At 65.5% G+C, this 16256-nt stretch carries 16 protein-coding genes, 1 tRNA gene and 1 pseudogene; 4 read left to right on the top strand and 14 right to left on the bottom strand.

From position 1 onward, the window contains the following. Positions 1-32: 32 nt before the first annotated feature. The gene (locus IE317_RS20730) at positions 33-674 is read left to right on the top strand and encodes a TMEM175 family protein (RefSeq protein ID WP_191312493.1); all 642 of its coding nucleotides are present in this window, start codon (positions 33-35) and stop codon (positions 672-674) included. Positions 675-678: 4 nt separating this feature from the next. Here IE317_RS20730 and IE317_RS20725 read toward each other — a convergent pair whose 3' ends face one another. Beyond that, entirely contained in the window at positions 679-1221 is a 543-nt protein-coding gene (locus IE317_RS20725; protein ID WP_191312491.1) for a DinB family protein, read from the bottom strand. A 240-nt stretch (positions 1222-1461) separates the two neighbouring features. Here IE317_RS20725 and IE317_RS20720 point away from each other — a divergent pair, with 240 nt between their 5' ends. Together IE317_RS20720 and IE317_RS20715 are read left to right on the top strand one after the other, a co-directional pair. After that, positions 1462-2283 carry a DUF11 domain-containing protein gene (locus tag IE317_RS20720; protein ID WP_229902819.1) on the top strand — a complete coding sequence of 274 codons (822 nt, stop codon included), beginning with the start codon at positions 1462-1464 and terminating at the stop codon, positions 2281-2283. Between the two features lie 147 nt (positions 2284-2430). After that, positions 2431-2503: transfer RNA gene (locus IE317_RS20715), tRNA-Lys, on the top strand. 39 nt (positions 2504-2542) lie between these two features. Here IE317_RS20715 and IE317_RS20710 read toward each other — a convergent pair. From IE317_RS20710 to IE317_RS20680, 7 genes are all read right to left on the bottom strand, one after another. After that, complete coding sequence (locus tag IE317_RS20710) at positions 2543-3742, bottom strand: site-specific integrase (RefSeq protein ID WP_191312488.1); 1200 nt, start codon at positions 3740-3742, stop codon at positions 2543-2545. Next, positions 3742-3939 (bottom strand): helix-turn-helix transcriptional regulator, encoded by a 198-nt coding sequence (locus tag IE317_RS20705; protein ID WP_191312486.1) that lies wholly within the window; start codon positions 3937-3939, stop codon positions 3742-3744. The genes IE317_RS20710 and IE317_RS20705 overlap by 1 nt, the downstream gene beginning before the upstream one ends. A gap of 15 nt (positions 3940-3954) precedes the next feature. Beyond that, positions 3955-5586: a replication initiator gene (locus IE317_RS20700; protein ID WP_191312484.1), complete on the bottom strand. Its 1632-nt coding sequence runs from the start codon at positions 5584-5586 to the stop codon at positions 3955-3957. Beyond that, on the bottom strand, positions 5586-5972 hold the full coding sequence (locus tag IE317_RS20695; RefSeq protein ID WP_191312482.1) for a hypothetical protein: 387 nt from the start codon (positions 5970-5972) through the stop codon (positions 5586-5588). The genes IE317_RS20700 and IE317_RS20695 overlap by 1 nt, the downstream gene beginning before the upstream one ends. Beyond that, positions 5969-7516 (bottom strand): FtsK/SpoIIIE domain-containing protein, encoded by a 1548-nt coding sequence (locus IE317_RS20690; RefSeq protein ID WP_191312480.1) that lies wholly within the window; start codon positions 7514-7516, stop codon positions 5969-5971. Before IE317_RS20690 ends, IE317_RS20695 begins: the two co-directional genes overlap by 4 nt. Before the next feature lie 617 nt (positions 7517-8133). Beyond that, positions 8134-8373, bottom strand: a complete 240-nt coding sequence (locus IE317_RS20685) for a hypothetical protein (RefSeq protein ID WP_191312478.1) — start codon at positions 8371-8373, stop codon at positions 8134-8136. A 303-nt stretch (positions 8374-8676) separates the two neighbouring features. Further along, the gene (locus tag IE317_RS20680) at positions 8677-9132 is read right to left on the bottom strand and encodes a hypothetical protein (protein ID WP_191312476.1); all 456 of its coding nucleotides are present in this window, start codon (positions 9130-9132) and stop codon (positions 8677-8679) included. 149 nt (positions 9133-9281) lie between these two features. Here IE317_RS20680 and IE317_RS20675 point away from each other — a divergent pair, with 149 nt between their 5' ends. Further along, the gene (locus IE317_RS20675; RefSeq protein WP_191312474.1) at positions 9282-10094 is read left to right on the top strand and encodes a GntR family transcriptional regulator; all 813 of its coding nucleotides are present in this window, start codon (positions 9282-9284) and stop codon (positions 10092-10094) included. Positions 10095-11701: 1607 nt separating this feature from the next. On the opposite strand, the gene IE317_RS20670 is transcribed toward IE317_RS20675, so the two are convergent. The 6 genes and pseudogenes from IE317_RS20670 to IE317_RS20650 all read right to left on the bottom strand — a co-directional run bounded on the left by IE317_RS20670 (position 11702) and on the right by IE317_RS20650 (position 15981). After that, a complete protein-coding gene (locus tag IE317_RS20670; protein ID WP_191312472.1) occupies positions 11702-12499 on the bottom strand; it encodes a TIGR04255 family protein in 798 nt (265 codons plus the stop codon). Positions 12500-13590: 1091 nt separating this feature from the next. Then, positions 13591-14007, bottom strand: a complete 417-nt coding sequence (locus IE317_RS20665) for a hypothetical protein (RefSeq protein ID WP_191312470.1) — start codon at positions 14005-14007, stop codon at positions 13591-13593. A gap of 4 nt (positions 14008-14011) precedes the next feature. Beyond that, positions 14012-14824: a hypothetical protein gene (locus IE317_RS20660; protein WP_191312468.1), complete on the bottom strand. Its 813-nt coding sequence runs from the start codon at positions 14822-14824 to the stop codon at positions 14012-14014. A 58-nt stretch (positions 14825-14882) separates the two neighbouring features. Further along, positions 14883-15230, bottom strand: a pseudogene (locus tag IE317_RS45485) (putative T7SS-secreted protein); the annotation flags it as partial. Then, entirely contained in the window at positions 15230-15553 is a 324-nt protein-coding gene (locus IE317_RS20655) for a hypothetical protein (RefSeq protein ID WP_229902818.1), read from the bottom strand. The pseudogene IE317_RS45485 and the gene IE317_RS20655, both read right to left, overlap by 1 nt. Beyond that, on the bottom strand, positions 15550-15981 hold the full coding sequence (locus tag IE317_RS20650) for a hypothetical protein (protein WP_191312466.1): 432 nt from the start codon (positions 15979-15981) through the stop codon (positions 15550-15552). The genes IE317_RS20655 and IE317_RS20650 overlap by 4 nt, the downstream gene beginning before the upstream one ends. Between the last annotated feature and the right edge of the window lie 275 nt (positions 15982-16256).

Raw genomic sequence — 16256 nt, 5'->3', positions numbered from 1 at the left:
CGCACGACCGCCGTCTGGCACGCTCATCCGCCATGACCAGCGCTCCGTCCACCGAGGACACCGCCGGCTCCGAATCCCGGGGGATCGCCGCCGAGCGGCTGACCTTGTTCTCGGACGCCGTCGTCGCCATCGCGATCACGCTGCTCGCGCTCGAGCTGCCGCTGCCGGAGGGCGCCACCAGCGCCGAACTGCTGCAGTCACTCGGTCATCACCGGTCCGAATACGTCTCCTTCCTGATCAGCTTCATCGTCATCGGCGGGCACTGGCGCGCCCACCACCGCCTGTTCAACTACGTCACCACGCTCGGCGGCGGGCTGGCCCGCCTCACCTTCGGCTGGCTCCTGATGCAGGTGATCATGCCGTTCGCCACGAAGGTGATCGCCGAAGACGGAGCGTTCGAGTTCCGCTTCGTCTTCTACGCCCTCGTGCAGGTGGTCGCGTTGACGCTGTTCCTCCTCATGGCCTGGCAAGTCCAGCGGAATCGCCTCTACCGCGCGGACACCCCGCCGGAGCTCTTCGGCGCGGTCTACCGCGGGATCGGCGCGATGATCGCCGGCTTCGCCGTTTCGATCCCGATCGCCTTCTTCACGCACTGGGCCTACGCGTGCTGGATCGCCGTGCCGTTCGTCGTCAACCTCCAATCCCGCTTCCGCCACCGGAAGGCAGCTGCCTGAGTCGTCACTCGCCGGTTGCCCCGTCGATCCGTTCGCGGATCAGGTCGGCTTGGCCGATGTGGCGCGCGTACTCGCCGATCATCCGCAGCATCAGCCAGCGCAGGGTGAACGGTTCGCCGGTGCTGCGCCGGGTGCCGGTCTGGTCCAGCGAGCTGGCCGCGACGATCTCGCGAGAGCGCGTACATTCCGCGTGCCACAACGAAAACGCCTCGTCGACGTCACCGCCCAGGTCGGTGAAGTCCTGCTCCGGGTCGTCGTCGGAGTAGTAGAGGTTCGGGACGTCCTCGCCGGTGAACTGGATCCGGAACCACCAGCGTTCGCAGCCGGTGAGGTGCCGCAGCAGGCCGTGCAGGGTCAATGTGGACGGTGGTACCGAGCGTTCGGACAGCTGCGCGGGGTTCAGGCCGGCGCACTTCAGCTCGAAGGTGCGGCGGTAGTAGTCGAGGCTCTCGGTGAGCGCCTGGCGCTCGTCGGCGACCGGCGCCGGGTCGGTTCTGGGGGCGGTCAGCCGAGGTGGCGAGGCCACCGGGGTCGTGTGTTCGGTCATGCGCGGAGCGTGCCACGGGGGTCCGACAATTTTCGGTGCCCGGTCGTGGTCGGTGACCGGGCAACCGGGGTAAAACCCCAGTTCAAGCACGGTTTGAAGAACCCGGTAACGAATTTCGGGGAGCGCCGATCTGATCTTCGTCACCCCTGCTGCGCACGCCAGTTTCACCGGCCGGAGCGGCACCCCTCGGTTCGGAACCAGGAGATCACGAATATGCAGCGAACCGGACGAAGAGCCGCTGTGCTGGCCGCGCTGGCGACCGCGGCCCTGTGCGCGTCGCCCGCCGTCGCGTCCGCGGCCCCGCCCGCGAGCACGATCGACGTCAGCGCGACCACCGTGCGCGCGGGCACCACGGTGACGGTCACCGAGCAGCTGACCAACCCGACGGACTTCACGGTCACGGGCGCCAAGGCGGCGCTGTACGTGAAGGAGAAGCCGATCGCCGACGTGGTGGACCTGGTGTCCTGCACCGGAGCGATCGCGCCGTGCGCGCCGTACCTCAGCAGCTTCCGCGGCGGCGTCGGTGACCTGGGCGCGGGCGAGAGCCGGACGGTGACGTTCACCCTGCGCGTCAAGGACGACGTGGCGCCCGGCCAGTTCACGCTCCAGCACCAGTTCGCCGGCGACAACTACGCGTTCGGCGTGGAGGACGGCCCGGTCGTCACGATCGCCCCGCCGGACGAGGCCGACGTCAAGGTCGCGCTGACCGCCACCCCGCACATCGGCCTGGTCGCCCGGGTCGAGTACGCGATCAAGGTGTCGAACACGGGCCCGGCCACCGCGACCGGCGTCCGCGTGACGGCCAACCCGGGCTCCGGCCGAACGATCGTCTCGACGACGGGCTGCACCCGATCGGGCGCGACCCTGAACTGCGCAATCGGCACCCTGGCCCCGGGCGCATCGGCCACGGCGAAGTTCACGTCGGAAGGTGGCGTCTTCGCATGGGGAGCCTTCACGGCGACGGCCCAGCGAGCGGCAAGCACACCGGCCGACCCGGAGGCGGCCAACGACAAGGCGTCGAAGAAGTGCACGGCTTACACGGGCCTGTTCGTCCAGTGCTGACGGCGTGACGCGCGGGGTCCGGGGTGGGCCCCGCGCGTTGCGAATACCGGCAGGCGGCCGGTCGAGGACCAGTCTCGACCTTCCCCGAACCCTCAGCCGGACCCGGCGTGCAGGGGGTCAACCGGGGCCTGGCTAAACTGGGGTCGCGGGCCGTTAGCTCAATTGGTAGAGCTGCGGACTTTTAATCCGTAGGTTCTGGGTTCGAGCCCCAGGCGGCCCACTCAAACTCCCTGGTCAGCGGCCTACCGGTCGCCACCGGTCAAGATCGGCTCCCCGGGTTATCCCCGGAATTGGGGTCGGACGGTTTATCCAAGAGCCCTTCGAGAGCCTGCGCCGTGATCGGGTCCACCGTCTTCCGGCCCAGGTAGGTGTCCTGCGTCATGGACACCCGCGAGTGGCCGAGGTGATCAGCGATCAGCCGCGTCGGGACGCCCGCGTCGTCCAGGGCGGTCGCCGTGGTCTTCCGGAAGTTGTGCGACGTGAGCCACAGGAAGTCGTCCGATCCCCGGATTTCACGCAGGACCCGTAGGACGTTGTTCGGGTCCCGCAGCGTGCCGGTCGTGCTGGCGAAGATCGGGCTAGCGAGTGGCCGGCCATCCGCCTTCGCCTCAGCCCAGCGCCGCTCCAGCAGGGCCAGCGCCCAAGAGGGCAGGGGGAGTGCGCGCATACTCGACTCTGTCTTCGGACGAGGCTTCCGGAGCAGGCCCTCACCCTTGACCCGGACGACCGTATGCGTGATGTCGACCGTGCCCGCGACGAAGTCGACATCTTCCCAGAACGTCGCCAGCGCCTCACCGACCCGGACGCCAGCCGCCATCATGAAGCGCGACAGGTCCGGCAGGTCCCAGCGCCGCGCCTTCTCATTGGCCTCGACCCTCGCCAACCACTTCGTACGCTCCTCCGCGTCCAGGGCGCGAGGCTTCTTCTTGCTCTTCGGGATGCGCCGGGTGTCCCGCGTCGGGTTGCTGTCGATCGCGTCGTACCGCGCGGCCAGGCCGAGCATTCCGGACAGCGCCGTCCTCGCGGTCTTGGCCGTCGACGCCCCGACGGTCCGTTGAAGCGCGCCGAGGAACCGGTCCAGCCGCATCACGGTCGCCTCGCGCACCCGTAGCTCACCCATCCCCGGGACCACGTGCCGCTTGAGGATGGACTCATAAGTGTTGATGGTCGTCGGCGACTTGGTGCCCTCCCGGACGTCCTGCTGCACCTGTTCGATCCATACGGCGGCGAGATCCTTGAGCCGGGTCTCCCGTGTGATCTCCCCGGCCGTCGAGCCCTGCCAGTTGAGGAAGGCGGCTCGAAGCCGGTTCGCAGCTTGGGTTTTGGTCTTTCCCGAGCGCTCGACCTCCCGCGTTTGACCGTCGAAGTCGCGGAACAGCGCGCGAGCCCGCCAGCCCTTCGCGGTTGCCGAATAGCGGATCTCGCCGTATGTCCCGATCTCCAGCTGAGGGCGAGGCATCACGCCACCTCATCCGACAGCTGGTCGACCCACGAACGGACGTCCTCCTGGCGGTATCGGACGTACTTGCCAATCCGACGGCCAGCCGGACCGTAGCCCTTGGTCCGCCACTGATACAGCGTCGACACCGGGACACCGAGGTAGTTCGAGACGTCCTCGACCGTCCACAACCGACTGAACCCCGCGTAGTTGTTCATGCCTCCCCTTCCAGATCAAGCCGCGAGCTGAGTTGCCGAAGTTTCCGGACCGTCCCCTGGTGGCCCGGCGGCAGCGAGTAGCGCGCGGTCGTACTCGGCCTTCCACGTGATCCGCTCGGCGATGGCGCGCATGACGAGGTGCGGCCGGGGTGGGACTTGCGGGTCTCCCGGTTCGACCTTGCGCCAGACCAGCCGGGCCGGGTCCGGTTGCGGCTTCTCGATCCCGATCGCGGCCAACGCCTGCTGAACGAATGCCTTCCGGTCGGCCTTGTGGTCGTTGAGGGTCTTGCCCGACCACTTGCGAGACACCAGCACTCGCCGCCCCGGCAGCCCGAGCGTGGTCCGGCGGTGCGCCCGTCCCTTGCAGTGGCCCGGGGTGGTCTTGCTGCCTGCGCCCTTGGGCTGAATTCCGTAGAGCAGCCAGACCGCGCAGCGCGGCGAGCACGGGGTGACCGACAGTTCGGCGTGGAGCCGGTCGTGGTGGTCCCGCTGCCGCGCCGTGTCCGCCTCGACGACCTCACCGGTGGACTTGGTCAGGTACTTCGTGAGGTAGCCGATGTGGCGGCCGGCCTCTTCGGTGCCGCCGAGGATGCCCTTGGAGTGCACCTGCCGACCGAAGGTCACCACGTGCGCCGGGTTCTCCACCTCTTCTACGGCGTCGTCCCAGGCCGTCAGCGGTTGCCGGGTGTCCGGGTCGAGGAACGCCCGGGTGTCGCCGTCCCAGACCGGCAGCCGCTCGGTGTAGACGATCTGGTCGTGGTTGGGCCACCAGACCTGGTGATAGGTGGCTTCGGTGACCTGGCGGATCACGTCGTGCGGGATCGCTCCGCGGATTGCCGCGTGCAGGTGCGGAGCCGTCCGCTTCTGCGGCTCGACCGTGGCGAAGTATTGCGCATCCCAGCCGACAACCCGCCGGAGGTTCTGCCACCACCGGTCCACCAGCGCGGAGAAGTGCACCGCGTCCCGAGCGGCCCGCCGGTAGTCATATCGGCTTGGGTCGACCGGGGAGCCGTCGCCCCGGACCGGGCCGTAGGTGTCGCAGGTCAGCGTCACGAACATCGACGGCCTGAACTTCCCTGCGTACTCCCGGCCCACGGTGGTCTTCGCGACTTTCCGGCGGGGCAGGTTCGGCGCGTCCTGCCTCCTCTTGGTCGACCGCTTCACGGCTCGCTTGGTCGGGACGTCGAGGGCGGGCAGCCGACCGCGCATCCCGAGTTGCCGAAGTTCCGCATCGACCCCCGCGATCTCCTCCCGCAGCTCCTCCGCCTCCGCCGGGTCGTGCTCGACGACGTCTCGGTAGGCCGCGACGAGGTCGGCGCGGTAGGTCAGCAACTCCGTGTGGTCCTCCGAGGGCGGTTCGGCCGCGAGAATGGGTTCTTCGGTCAGGTGCCAGCCCTCGCGGCACTGGGCCTGCCGAAGCGCCTTCGCCTTCCGAGCGCACGGCAGGCACACCGACTCGACCGTGGAGCCGCAGGGAACCGGGACATAGTGGAGTTCGCCGGTCTCGGTGTCGCCCACTTCCATGGTGAACGGGCGGACGCAGACGCCGTGCTTCTCCGCCGTCGCCCGGATCACGTCCGCAGCCAGCGGTGTCCGCATCCGCTCAGCCCGCGTTCCGGCCGGCTGGGTCTGTTGCTGGTCGGTCATCAGGCGGCCACCTCCCCGGAGCGAGACCATTGCCGCAGCTGAAACACCGGCATGTCCTGCCGTTGCCCGGCGGGCAGGTCCGGGAACACCGCCGGGTCATAGGCAACGCCGCTGTAGACGTGCACCGGGATGCCACACGGCGTCCGGCCATTGACCGACAGATGCACCGAGTCGCCGTCCGAGGTGCGCCAGAGCGAGGCCGTCACGTCATCGAGAGTGTTGGCCCAGGTCAGCAATGACCCGGCCACGTCGGACAGCAGGTGGGCGTCGAGCTGGACCGTCAGCGGGTCCGACCAGGTCCGCACGGTCAGCGTCGCCACGGGCGGCAGCTGGTGCAGGTCGAGGTGGTCTCGAATGGTGTCGAGGAAGACCATCAGCCGGTTCACGCGGCCACCCCCTCGCCGCCCAGCACCGGACGAGCCGTGCCGCCGTTGGTGACGTACTGCTCCAGCGCCTTGACCGTCTCGTCCGACACCCAGCCCGCGCGGACGCGCAATGGTTCGCGGATGCCCTCGCCCCACACGAACCCGACCCCGGCCTCGCTGTCACCGATGCGGTTGGCCCACGCGCCCCGTTCGTACGCGCCGTCGCCGAGGACCATGCCGACGTGCGTCTTCGACGTAACCCGCAGGCACACGCGGCGGGTGAACAGCTCCCGCACGGGCACGGTGTCCTTGGTCGGTTCCTGCACATAGCCGCGAACGGAGATGTTGAGCGCCCGCCCTTGGGTGTTCAGCAGCGCCACTCGCTCGACGATCTGTTCGCGGGTCTTGCGGTCCGTGTACTTCGTCAGTGCTCCGATTTCGTCGAACTCCAGCAACTCAAGCGGGTACTCGGTCGACAGGGGAATGGTGCGAACTTGGCCGGCGAACGCGCGCTTGCGGGATTCCATCTCCTCGACCAGGCCGTCGAGCACCTCGAGCGCGTCCTTCCCCGATACCGCGTACCGAGCGAAGATCCCGCGCCCGTAGGCCAGCTCCATCCCCTTCGGGTCGATCCCTGACATGCGAACCAGGCCCGACCGGATCGCCGGGGCTGCCGCGACGAGCGGGCACCACATCACCGAGTTCTTGCCCGCACCGGAGGCGCCAGCGGTCAGGCAGTGCGCACCAGAGCCGAGCAACGGGACCCGCCAGTCATGCCCGTACTCAGTCCGACCGGCCCACACCTTGCGGAGATCCACCGAGGATTGCCCCTCCGGAAGCGCGGGGGAGTGCACGAGCGCCGCCAACTGGTCACGGCGCTGGAAGTCGATCGAGACCACGTTCGGCTCCAGTTCCCGCACCTGACACCGCGCAACCTTCCGCGCCGAGGCCAACGCCCGGGCCGCGTCGTCGAAGTCTTCGGGCTTCTGGCCGGGCACGAGTTGCACCCTGACCTCATCCCACGACGGGCCCGAACGGACGCCGAGAACCTTGGGCACCTGCACCCCGGACTGCCGAGCCGTCGCCCGCGAAGCCTTCCGGCGACCCACCAGGTTCACGGTCACCTCGACCGGCAGCGCGGCGTCCCGGACGCTGAGGCCGCAGGCGTGCAGCCATCCGGGCAGCTTGAGGTGATAGACCGCCCAGCGCAGCCACCACGAGCGCAACGGCCGGCCGCACCACTGGTCGAACGAGGTCACGTCGAGGAGCCGCCACACGCCGAGGATGAGCGCCAGGCCGCCGAGGTTGACCACGAGCCAGACCCAGCCGACCCAGACGCACCACAGGTAGACCGCGATCACGGTCAACGAGGTGCGCCAGTGGATCACGACCTGGGAGAACAGCCAGAACACGACCTTGCAGGCCCACCACAGGGCCACGAACACGACCACCATGGCGGCCAGCGCTTCAGCCAACGACGCCAACGCGCGCCCGATCTTGGCCAGCACCCACACCCCGAGGCCGAGCCCGGCCAGGGCGATCACGAGCATTCCGGGGGAGGTCATCGCCGACCACCCCGCAGCACCGCCGAGAGATCCAGCGGCAACGCACCCAGACACGGGGCGCACTTGGTTTCACCCGGTAGCAGCCGAGCGAACCGCTTGCATTCCGAGCACCGCGAGCGGGTGACCCCCACTGGCGATGGTTGCTTGTCATCGTCTAGCGTCTGCATTGTTCACACCTCGCGGTTGTGGACAGCGCAGGAGCGGCGTGGTTGGTAGCCGAGTTCCCGCTTCTGCGCCTTGCCTTTTGGTCGCCGCATTTGGGCGTGCGGCATCGCCGTGCGACCCCAGCGCACGTTGTGTCTAAAGTGGACTGCTCTAGTTGGACTTGTGCTGTTCTCGGTAACGCCGCTCCCGGTCGGCTATCGCCCGGTCGATATGGGCAACGCAGTTGCGGCAGACGTGGTAGCCGTCCACCTGGAGGAACGACGCGTGTCCGCACATACGGCAGACCAGCCACTTGAGCCGGATGCGGCGCAGGCGCTTGTCTCGGTACGGGTGGTCGCGTCGCCAGCAGGAGAGCCGTAGCCTGGCATTCACCGCTTCACCTCCCTTGTGGAGTGGACGGGAGGCACGGGGACGGTGGCAGGGCCAAACTTCCAGCCGTCCCCGTGCCGGACTTAGGTGCCGGGCTCGCTCGGCTCGGTCTGCAGAACCTCGATCATTTCGTCAGCCGCGTCGCGGAGTTCGCGGAGGAACCTGACGAACTCCGGCCACGTCGCCGGGCCACCCGGTGTCGTGATCGCGATGCTGTCCTTGTCCAGGTACATCACGAGCGCGGGTTGGTTGTGGTGGATTCCGACGACCTGCATTCCCGCGACCGCTTCCGGCCCGGGGGCCCACGTCGCGTTGAACGCCATGGCCTTGTCCTTCCTCGCTGTCTGAGCGCGCCTGCCACAGGAGCGCCTGTTCCTCGAACCCCTCGATTGCGGCGGTGACGGCTGCGAGCACCCACCAGGAGAGCTGCCCCTGACTCGCGAGGTCTCGCCAGGCAGCCGCGACGTCGATCGAAGCGGCAGCCAAAGCTTGAGCGGTACGGCCGTCGGCTTGACCGCCTGCCCCTGTCGACAGGTCGCCATAGCGTCGGTAGGCCGCCTCCCAGGCTTCGACCAGGTGCCCAGGTGCCAGCGCGATGCTGCCGTTCCTGGGAACCAGGGCTCCCATCACGCGGCCTTGGGCGTCGACTCGGTGTTCGTCCGGGCGGACTTCGCGCCGCCACCGGTAGCCGCGGGCTTGAAGCCGGTCGCCCGGTAGACATACGACTGGTACTTGAACTCGCCCTGACCAGCGACCTTCGGCTCAGCCGTCAAGCCGTCCAGCTCGATCGGACGCATGCCCGGCAGCGCTTCCGCCGTGGTCGGCACCGGCTGCACGTCGGCCAACAGCGTGATCTCGAACGAGGCTCGTTTGGCCTTCGTCTCGTCCGGGTCCGTGACGGTGGCCTTCCACTGCCGCTTCCCGGTGACCTCGTCGACGCGCTGCCGAGTTGGCCGGCCAGCCGCCTTGTCCTCCCTGGACTGGTACTCGTTGTCCGGCGAGACGTCGCCGACCAGCACCAACCCCTGCGGGAAGGCGTCGTCGAAGCTGATCTCGAACCGGTGTCCCCTGGTGATCGCCATCGTGTGTCCCTTTGCTCTTCGTGGTGCCCGCTGTCCGGGCTTGCGTTGGTCCATCCGAACCAACCTCGTATACGAAGATAAACCTCGTATGTGAAGCTGTCAACATACGAGGTTCATGAGACGATGACCGCCGACGACCAGGAGGAGACATGTCAGAGCTGCTGTTCGGCGACCACCCGGAGTTCCCGGACAACGACGAGCCCCGCTACAAGCAGATTGCCAAGGAGTACCGGGCCCGGATCATCAGCGGCGAGCTGCGGGACGGGGAGAAGCTGCCGAGCGAGGCTCAGCTCTGCGAGATCCACGACGTCTCACCGATCACCGCGCGCGCAGCGATGCGCCTGCTGCGGGAGTGGGGCTTCGCCAATGGCATCCGGGGTAAGGGTGTGTTCGTCCGCCGCTTGGACAAGCTGACGCGGATCGCGCCGCTGCGCTACTTCCGAGGTCAGGAGGCCCGCACGTACGTGCGTGAGGCCGAGGCCGCGAACGTCGAGATGCAGGTCGAGCATAAGACGACCAAGACGACGGCGCCGGCCAACATCGCCGAGCGGCTGGGCATCAGCGAGGGCGACCCGGTCACCTGCACGCGCTATTTCATCCGGATGGGGAACCCGCCGCAGCCGGTCACGAGCAGCCTGGCGTGGGAGCCGCTAGCCATCACGGGCGGGACGGACATCGAGTTGCCGCACGAGGGGCCGCACGCCGACAAGGGCATCGTCGACCGGTTCTCGGCCATTGGGCACGAGGTCAACCAGGTCGAGGAGCGCCTCGACATTCGCACGCCGACTGCCGAGGAGGCCAAGCTCCTCGACATCCCAGCAAACCGGCCTGTTGTTCAGATTACTCAGACGTTCCGTGTCGCTGACCGATTCGGCGCCGAAGACGACCTGGCAGTAGAAACCGCAGATATCCTCTTTCCTGCGGACCGTTATGAGCTTCGCTATGTGATGGATGTTCGCTAGCGGGATCAGCATCGGGCTTTGGCCAGATTCCTAGGTCGGCCAGAGGGGTACGACCTGACAAGTCGTCGATATCTAGGATCTCACTGCGGCGACAGCGTGAAAGCGGGAACTCGTCGTCGCTCCACAGTTGTGCCTCTACGCTTGCAACAGCTTCCCTGACCTTTGGGTCTTTTGCGTCACGATCCGAAGGTTTGCACAGCCGGGCAAGCGCCTGAGCAAGTCCATGCCAGATATTATAGAGCTCAAAGCTATTAAAAGAGTCGGGCTGGTCGAAGTCTATAGAGTAGAGGTAGCTGGCGACCTGAGCGGGAGTCTTCTCAATTTCTCCTCCCAGATTGAGAAAACTGACCAGCTCTGGTCGCACTTCGCTGCCTTCGTCATCGTCATCATCGAGGTTAAATTCAGGAACCGAGCCTGCCTTCATGATCACGTGGACGATTAGATTTAGTGGCCGCGATGTCCAGTCTGCGGATTCAATCCGTACCTCTACGAGCTCCTGGAGTGCGCGTCCAAGTGGCGAGGTAACGCGATCGTACTTTTTTCGAATCTCAGAACTAAGCGGGCGAAGCCATGGATTTACTTCGTCGGGGAAAGCGAATCTGCTGAAGCGTCTGCCGATCGCAAGTCCTACGCGCCGTACTTCGTTTGCGTTTTTCTGGTCCACACCTTGGGTTGCCAGAAAGTCTGTCAGCTTCGACTTCTCAATAGTTGCAATATACTCGAGGTCGATGAATGCATCGGCGTGGTAGAAAGGTATCTCAACGTATCGACTCTGCGCTCCGTCGCGCGCTTTTTTGGCGTCGCCTCCGGTTAGGAACCTGATAGCGGCAACCGAGATGTTCGGGCGATTTTCTAGGACGATGTCACAGGTCTGCGACACTATGGCGACGCCATAAGGTGTCTTGCAAGTTTTTGCCCTATCGGAGATGATATTAATCTCCTTAATGGTGACAACGTCTCCTTGTCGAAGCGTGGCGCAGCTGCGAATCGGCTCCGGCGTGGGAACAGTCGATTCGTCCGTTGCTGCAGTAGCTTCGCTCTCGCTCACTCGTGCACTGCCCCCTCCGGGCCCGGTTCGTAGCTTCTGTTGATATCGTCGGGACGTGACGCGTGCCTGCTTCTGATTTCGTCATACAGGCTTCGTCCATTAGACCTCGGAAGAAGCAGGTTTGCCTTTCTTTCGGTCGGCGACGTTCCTGGCAGGCTTGAAACTAGAGAGGCGATCTCTGATAGCAACTCAAGATTCGAACCATTCATCTTCCCGCCGGCTGCCCAAAGGTGAGCCGCTCGGCGCGATACACCAAATAGGCGAGCTAGCTGATCCCAAGTTAGGGCTGTACTCTTTCGGATCTCCTGAATTAGAGAGGCGGGAGATTGTGCCTGTGACGATTCAGGCTCCTCTGCTATCGTGGTAATAGCGAGGCTGGGCAAGACAATTTCGTGTTGATCATTGGAACGCTCAGGTCGACGAGACTGTCCATAGCCCGATGAGTATTCGAGGCCGACTAGTCGCGCGTTAGGCTCTACTGCGGTCCCGGTAATCGTCGTTGCGAATAGGCTTATCCCAATTACTCCACTCTTTACGGCAGGAATCGAGACTGTTGCTGTCATACGTCCCCTCCGTACATTCGCAAAAAGTCGTCGTCGATCGCCCATCGAAAGAAGCTATATGCAATGGAGGCAAGGTCTGACATCTTCGTCGCCAGGTCAGCAGTATTGAATTCTATCTCACCCTCTTGGAATGCATCTAAGTCTAATATCCAACTCCGGTTGCTCGCAGCAGATATAGCAGGATCAGTAGTCGCTCCGGGGGGCAAGTGTGCTGATCGTGCTAGAAGTTGCACGTCACCCTTCTTGTATATTGCCTCGCTGAGAGAGTGATTGAGCTCGACGCCTTTCGCAAGGGGCACTGCTCCGCCACCCAGTGCTGCAAACTGGACATGGTCAGTGAGTTGTGAGTACTCATCGGATTCCTCGATACGATTTACGTACCGAAAGCCAATGCGCGAGACGAAGGGAATCTTGACGGCGGAGTCAACGGCCTGTAGAACTTGTTCGAATCTTCCGATAAAGTCCTTGCGCGATGTGTAGTTTTTAACATCAAGGGTCACAAAAGATTGCGAGAGGGACACCTTCCAGTTTTGATCCGCCGACTTAAACTGGTAAATGGTCCCGCTTTCTTGCTGTATGGGGCCGCGCGGAGTTATTGCGAGTTGGAATTCTTTTTCGCGCAAATAGAGTGGGTAGTCGTCTGCCAGTCGCTCCCCGACGCGGGTCACTACGTCGTCAATATTCAACTTGAGATGAGTAACTTCAGGCCAGCGAACCTGGGCCAGCACCGTGATCAGCGGGGCGTGTGGGAGCAAGACCTCCTCGACGGGGGCCAGATCAAGTGGTCTATCCATCGAGACTCCTCATGCTTCACAGTCTACTTCACACATGAGTGTCACTCTTACTCGTTCAAGCGCATACCGCCAGTCAGCTCACAACTTGTCTCACTCAGTGGTACTACCCAGGTGGCGGTGGACATTCGGTTCTCGCTGCCGAACTTGGCTCTATGGGATCAAGGCTGCGCCGCCGGGCGGCGCGCCGGTCGCCTGGCGTAGCTGCTCCCGTTGGCGGCCACGCCCGTGCCCGGCACGGCCGGCTCCGCTCCGCTCTGCCGACCGGCCGGGCGGCGGGGCCGCCTTCGGTGCAGTTGCGCAGCGCCGCCCGCCGGCGGCGTGTCTGAGCCATTCAGTCAACGTCGAGCCCTCCCTCGCCGATGAGTCGTACAACCCGGGTCGCCGTCGGGTGCCACCGTGTTACGCCCGTTCGGCGGTAAGCACCATCCCGAAGCTTGATCGTGACAACGGCCGGTGACGCCGCGTCAAGGCTGGAAAGCGTGCCTTGACCCGACGCCACCGGCCGCGTGCTAGCTTCGTATCGGGATGGTGGGGGAGCTGTGGGCGGTAGAGTAGGAACGCGCGAGCTGGTAGCAAGAGCCGCGAAGAGGGCATGATCATCTCCCCGGTTTTCCCCCGGGAAACGACGCAGAACGACGAGAACCAGTGACCGGCCATGATCGTCTCGCGCGGACGTCGGTGCAGGTGAAGACTGGTATCGACAGATGACGAGAACTAGCCGCTGACCTGGGCTTATTCTCCGTAGGTTCTGGGTTCGAGCCCCAGGCGGCCCACTACGATCATGCGTCTGACCTGCGGAGCGGATGCCCGATCCGGCGGTTGTGGTCATTTTGTTGCCGTCGCGGGAAACCGGCGGTGTGCGATCGGTGTCTCTTGCGGTGGGTTTCCGATCTTGTGTTCACCGGGTGTGGTGTGCCCGCGGGTGGGGCCCGAAGGTCGTTGACGGTGCCGGAGCGGTTCGGCGCGGCATGACGAACGGAGACGCAGCGGAGACCCGTAGTACCCGGCGGTAGCCCGCGCAGACCGAGCATGTCCTGGACGGTCGCACTGCCAGGAGAACACGCGAATCAGCTGAAGAGCCGGTGGCTCGATCAAGCGGTCGTGTTGCCGTGCGGGTTCGAGGGGTTCGTGGCTTCGGAGGTAAGGGTGAAGCGCGGCGCCACGCTCGAGTAGATCCGGACGTGGCCCCAGTCCCCGGCGATCTCGTAGTGATCGTCGTGACGTTGGAGGCTGTCGATGTTGCCGAGATCTTCTTCGCCGGTGGCGTCGCGGTAGGTCCGGGACGACCGGGTGACCCATTCGATCCTGGTGGCGTCGGAGATGGTCAGCACGGCGTCGGCGTAGCAGTGTGCTTCGTCCGGTCGCGGCTGGTGATAGCGCGGGTGTGACTCGGTCAGTACGGCCTCGAGCCGAAAGGTCAGCGAGGTGGGTGTCTCGTCGATGGCGAGGACGAAGCTGTCTTCGAGGTAGACGTCGGCGAGGTCGGGGAACTCGGTGTAGTTCGTCATGTGCTCAGTTGTCCCAGGTGATCGGTGTGTGGTTTCCCAGGCTCTTCCTGGTGACCGGGTTGCCTTGCGGGTCGATGCGGACACCGTCCTCGTTGCGCAGTTCGACGTGGGGGTTCTCGCTGCCAGGGGCGCGACCGCTGCCCTCCTTGAGGGTCATCCGGACGATGCCGTTCTCGTCGACGTACTTCGGCGGGCCGTTCGGTGTCTGCTGCTTCGTCCATCCCTTGGACTCCGCGTAACGGGCCAGATCGGATGCCTTCGGCGGTGTGCCCTGGTCGAAGTACTCCTTCAGCGCAGCCTTCACCGGCGGCAGTTTCGGCGCGGCCGGGTCGGGTTTCTCTCCTACGCGGGTGCCTTTGAGCAGCTTGCCGGCTGCGCCGCCGATGAGCAGGCCGCCGACGATCTGGCCGGTGGCCCGGCCAGGGTGATCGGCCCAGTCGTCCCAGGCGATCAGGCTCTTGCCGAAGTCCACCGGGTGGGTGATGTTGTGCCACGCGGCCGAGGCGATGTCGGTCAGCCCCTCGTGGTCGGGGTTGCCTGGGTCGCCGATGGCGTAGACGAGGTTCCACACGCCTTCACCGAAGCCCTTGAACGCGTTCCAGGCGCCTTCGCCGAAGTCGGCGAACAAGCCGCCGACGTCGTCGAGCCAATCCGAGGCCGTGGGCGCGCCGCCGGCCTCGTCGGAGGTGGTCTCTGCAGTCCGGTCCCCGGCCTCGGTGAGCTGCTGGCGGGCGCGGTTCAGTGTCTCGCGCGCCGCTTGCCGGTCGGCCTCGCCGGGGTCGGAGAACGGCGCGACGGTCACCCTGGTGGGGGTCACCGTTGGCGGCGTGCTGTCGGTTCTGGGTGTCGGCGTTGGTGACGTCGCGGTCATGGCGGGCCTTCGCGTCCGCCGTTGCGGCCTGGCCTCGGTCCCACAGCCGGATGGCTTCGCTCGCCTGACCTTGCGCCCAGCGCAGTGTCTGCGCGTACCCGTCGAGTGCTTCGGCGACCGCGTCGAACGAGTCGGAGGCGGCTTGCCACTTGGCAGGTTCGTAGCTGAACTTGTCGTGGAACTTGGCCGCGGCCGGACCGGCCCAGGAGCCGGTGTCGATTCGGCGGAGGCTGTCCCCGGCCTGCCCGGTTCCCCGCGACCGGGCATTCAGTACCCGGGCGTTCTCCTCGATCGCGGCCGGGTCACCGGGAACCAGGACGCGCGGATCAGAAGTCTCACCGAGTTCGGCCATCAATCACCGATCGCCGCGCTGCCGGGATCCGCGGGCACCTGCCGTGCGGCCGCCTCGTCGATTCCCCGGTAGGCGTCCGCGGCATGCGTGAGGCAATCGCCGATCACGCCGGCATCCCCGGTCAACGTGTCGAGCCCCGTGCTCCACCGCGCGCAGTAGTCCGCAAGCGCACCGTGCACGCCGGCATGGCCGTAGAGTTCGGCGTCGCCGCACAAGCCGCGCAGCTCGAATGTCTCCTGGTCATGGACGCTTTGGGTGATTCCTTTGCCCGCGTTGTCCAGTACGTCGACGTCGACGTGGAAGCCTGGCCCGTCCACACTCACTCGACGCCCTCCTCGCGCTTGACGTTGACCTCGGCGGTGCGCCTCTGCTCGGCTCGTCGCCGTATCGCGGTGAGCGCCTGAGGGGGCACCATCCGATTCAGGATCGGGAGCCGATGCTCGTCGCCCGGATCGAGCATCACGCCGATACCGATCGGCAGCTGTCCGAGAAGGTCGGCGCCAGTGGTCGCATAGACGTCGCAATCTCCGAAGTGCGTGGCGAGCCGCTGCGGTGTGGAGAACACGAACGTCCACCGGCCACGGCCGACGATGTCGACTGTCTCGACACCGGGGCGAGCAGGTCGTCGCCCGTAGACCGTCGCCCGAGCGAACACCGGATCGAACTCGTGAAGACTGCGCCGACCAGCCACCACCTCCTGCGCGCACCTGGCCACGACGGGTTCACTTTCTGCTTCCGCGCCTCCTTTCATAGCTATGAGTGTATCGCCGGATGCAAGCAGTGACAGGCCTCTATTGTCCTATTTGAGCAAAATAATCCTTTGATCGGAATTGAGGGATTTTTGCCGAGCTGGTTACTGTGCGGTGAATACCCCGCTTGGCCTATTCCTTTTTGGACCGTCATCGGCAAGGGTGATCTTGGGTTCGTCGGGGGCCCGGCTGTGTGCTGGTGCTCTTTGGCGAGGGGGATCTCGTGAGTTCTTTTGGTGCGCGTTCGCGCGCTTTTTTGGTCTGTGTAGCGGTTGCT

The organism is Amycolatopsis bullii (assembly GCF_014654205.1).
GTDB lineage: Bacteria > Actinomycetota > Actinomycetes > Mycobacteriales > Pseudonocardiaceae > Amycolatopsis > Amycolatopsis plumensis.
Note: the sequence above shows the minus strand (reverse complement) of the source record. Positions and strands in the feature narration are given on the sequence as shown.

Bases quoted from the DNA above. Each gene is read 5' to 3' on its own strand.
- IE317_RS20650 (WP_191312466.1), bottom strand. From the start codon at position 15,981: ATGAAAGGAGGCGCGGAAGCAGAAAGTGAACCCGTCGTGGCCAGGTGC.
- IE317_RS20730 (WP_191312493.1), top strand. From the start codon at position 33: ATGACCAGCGCTCCGTCCACCGAGGACACCGCCGGCTCCGAATCCCGG.
- IE317_RS20710 (WP_191312488.1), bottom strand. From the start codon at position 3,742: ATGCCTCGCCCTCAGCTGGAGATCGGGACATACGGCGAGATCCGCTAT.
- IE317_RS20700 (WP_191312484.1), bottom strand. From the start codon at position 5,586: ATGACCGACCAGCAACAGACCCAGCCGGCCGGAACGCGGGCTGAGCGG.
- IE317_RS20690 (WP_191312480.1), bottom strand. From the start codon at position 7,516: ATGACCTCCCCCGGAATGCTCGTGATCGCCCTGGCCGGGCTCGGCCTC.
- IE317_RS20670 (WP_191312472.1), bottom strand. From the start codon at position 12,499: ATGGATAGACCACTTGATCTGGCCCCCGTCGAGGAGGTCTTGCTCCCA.
- IE317_RS20665 (WP_191312470.1), bottom strand. From the start codon at position 14,007: ATGACGAACTACACCGAGTTCCCCGACCTCGCCGACGTCTACCTCGAA.
- IE317_RS20685 (WP_191312478.1), bottom strand. From the start codon at position 8,373: ATGGCGTTCAACGCGACGTGGGCCCCCGGGCCGGAAGCGGTCGCGGGA.
- IE317_RS20675 (WP_191312474.1), top strand. From the start codon at position 9,282: ATGTCAGAGCTGCTGTTCGGCGACCACCCGGAGTTCCCGGACAACGAC.
- IE317_RS20680 (WP_191312476.1), bottom strand. From the start codon at position 9,132: ATGGCGATCACCAGGGGACACCGGTTCGAGATCAGCTTCGACGACGCC.
- IE317_RS20725 (WP_191312491.1), bottom strand. From the start codon at position 1,221: ATGACCGAACACACGACCCCGGTGGCCTCGCCACCTCGGCTGACCGCC.
- IE317_RS20705 (WP_191312486.1), bottom strand. From the start codon at position 3,939: ATGAACAACTACGCGGGGTTCAGTCGGTTGTGGACGGTCGAGGACGTC.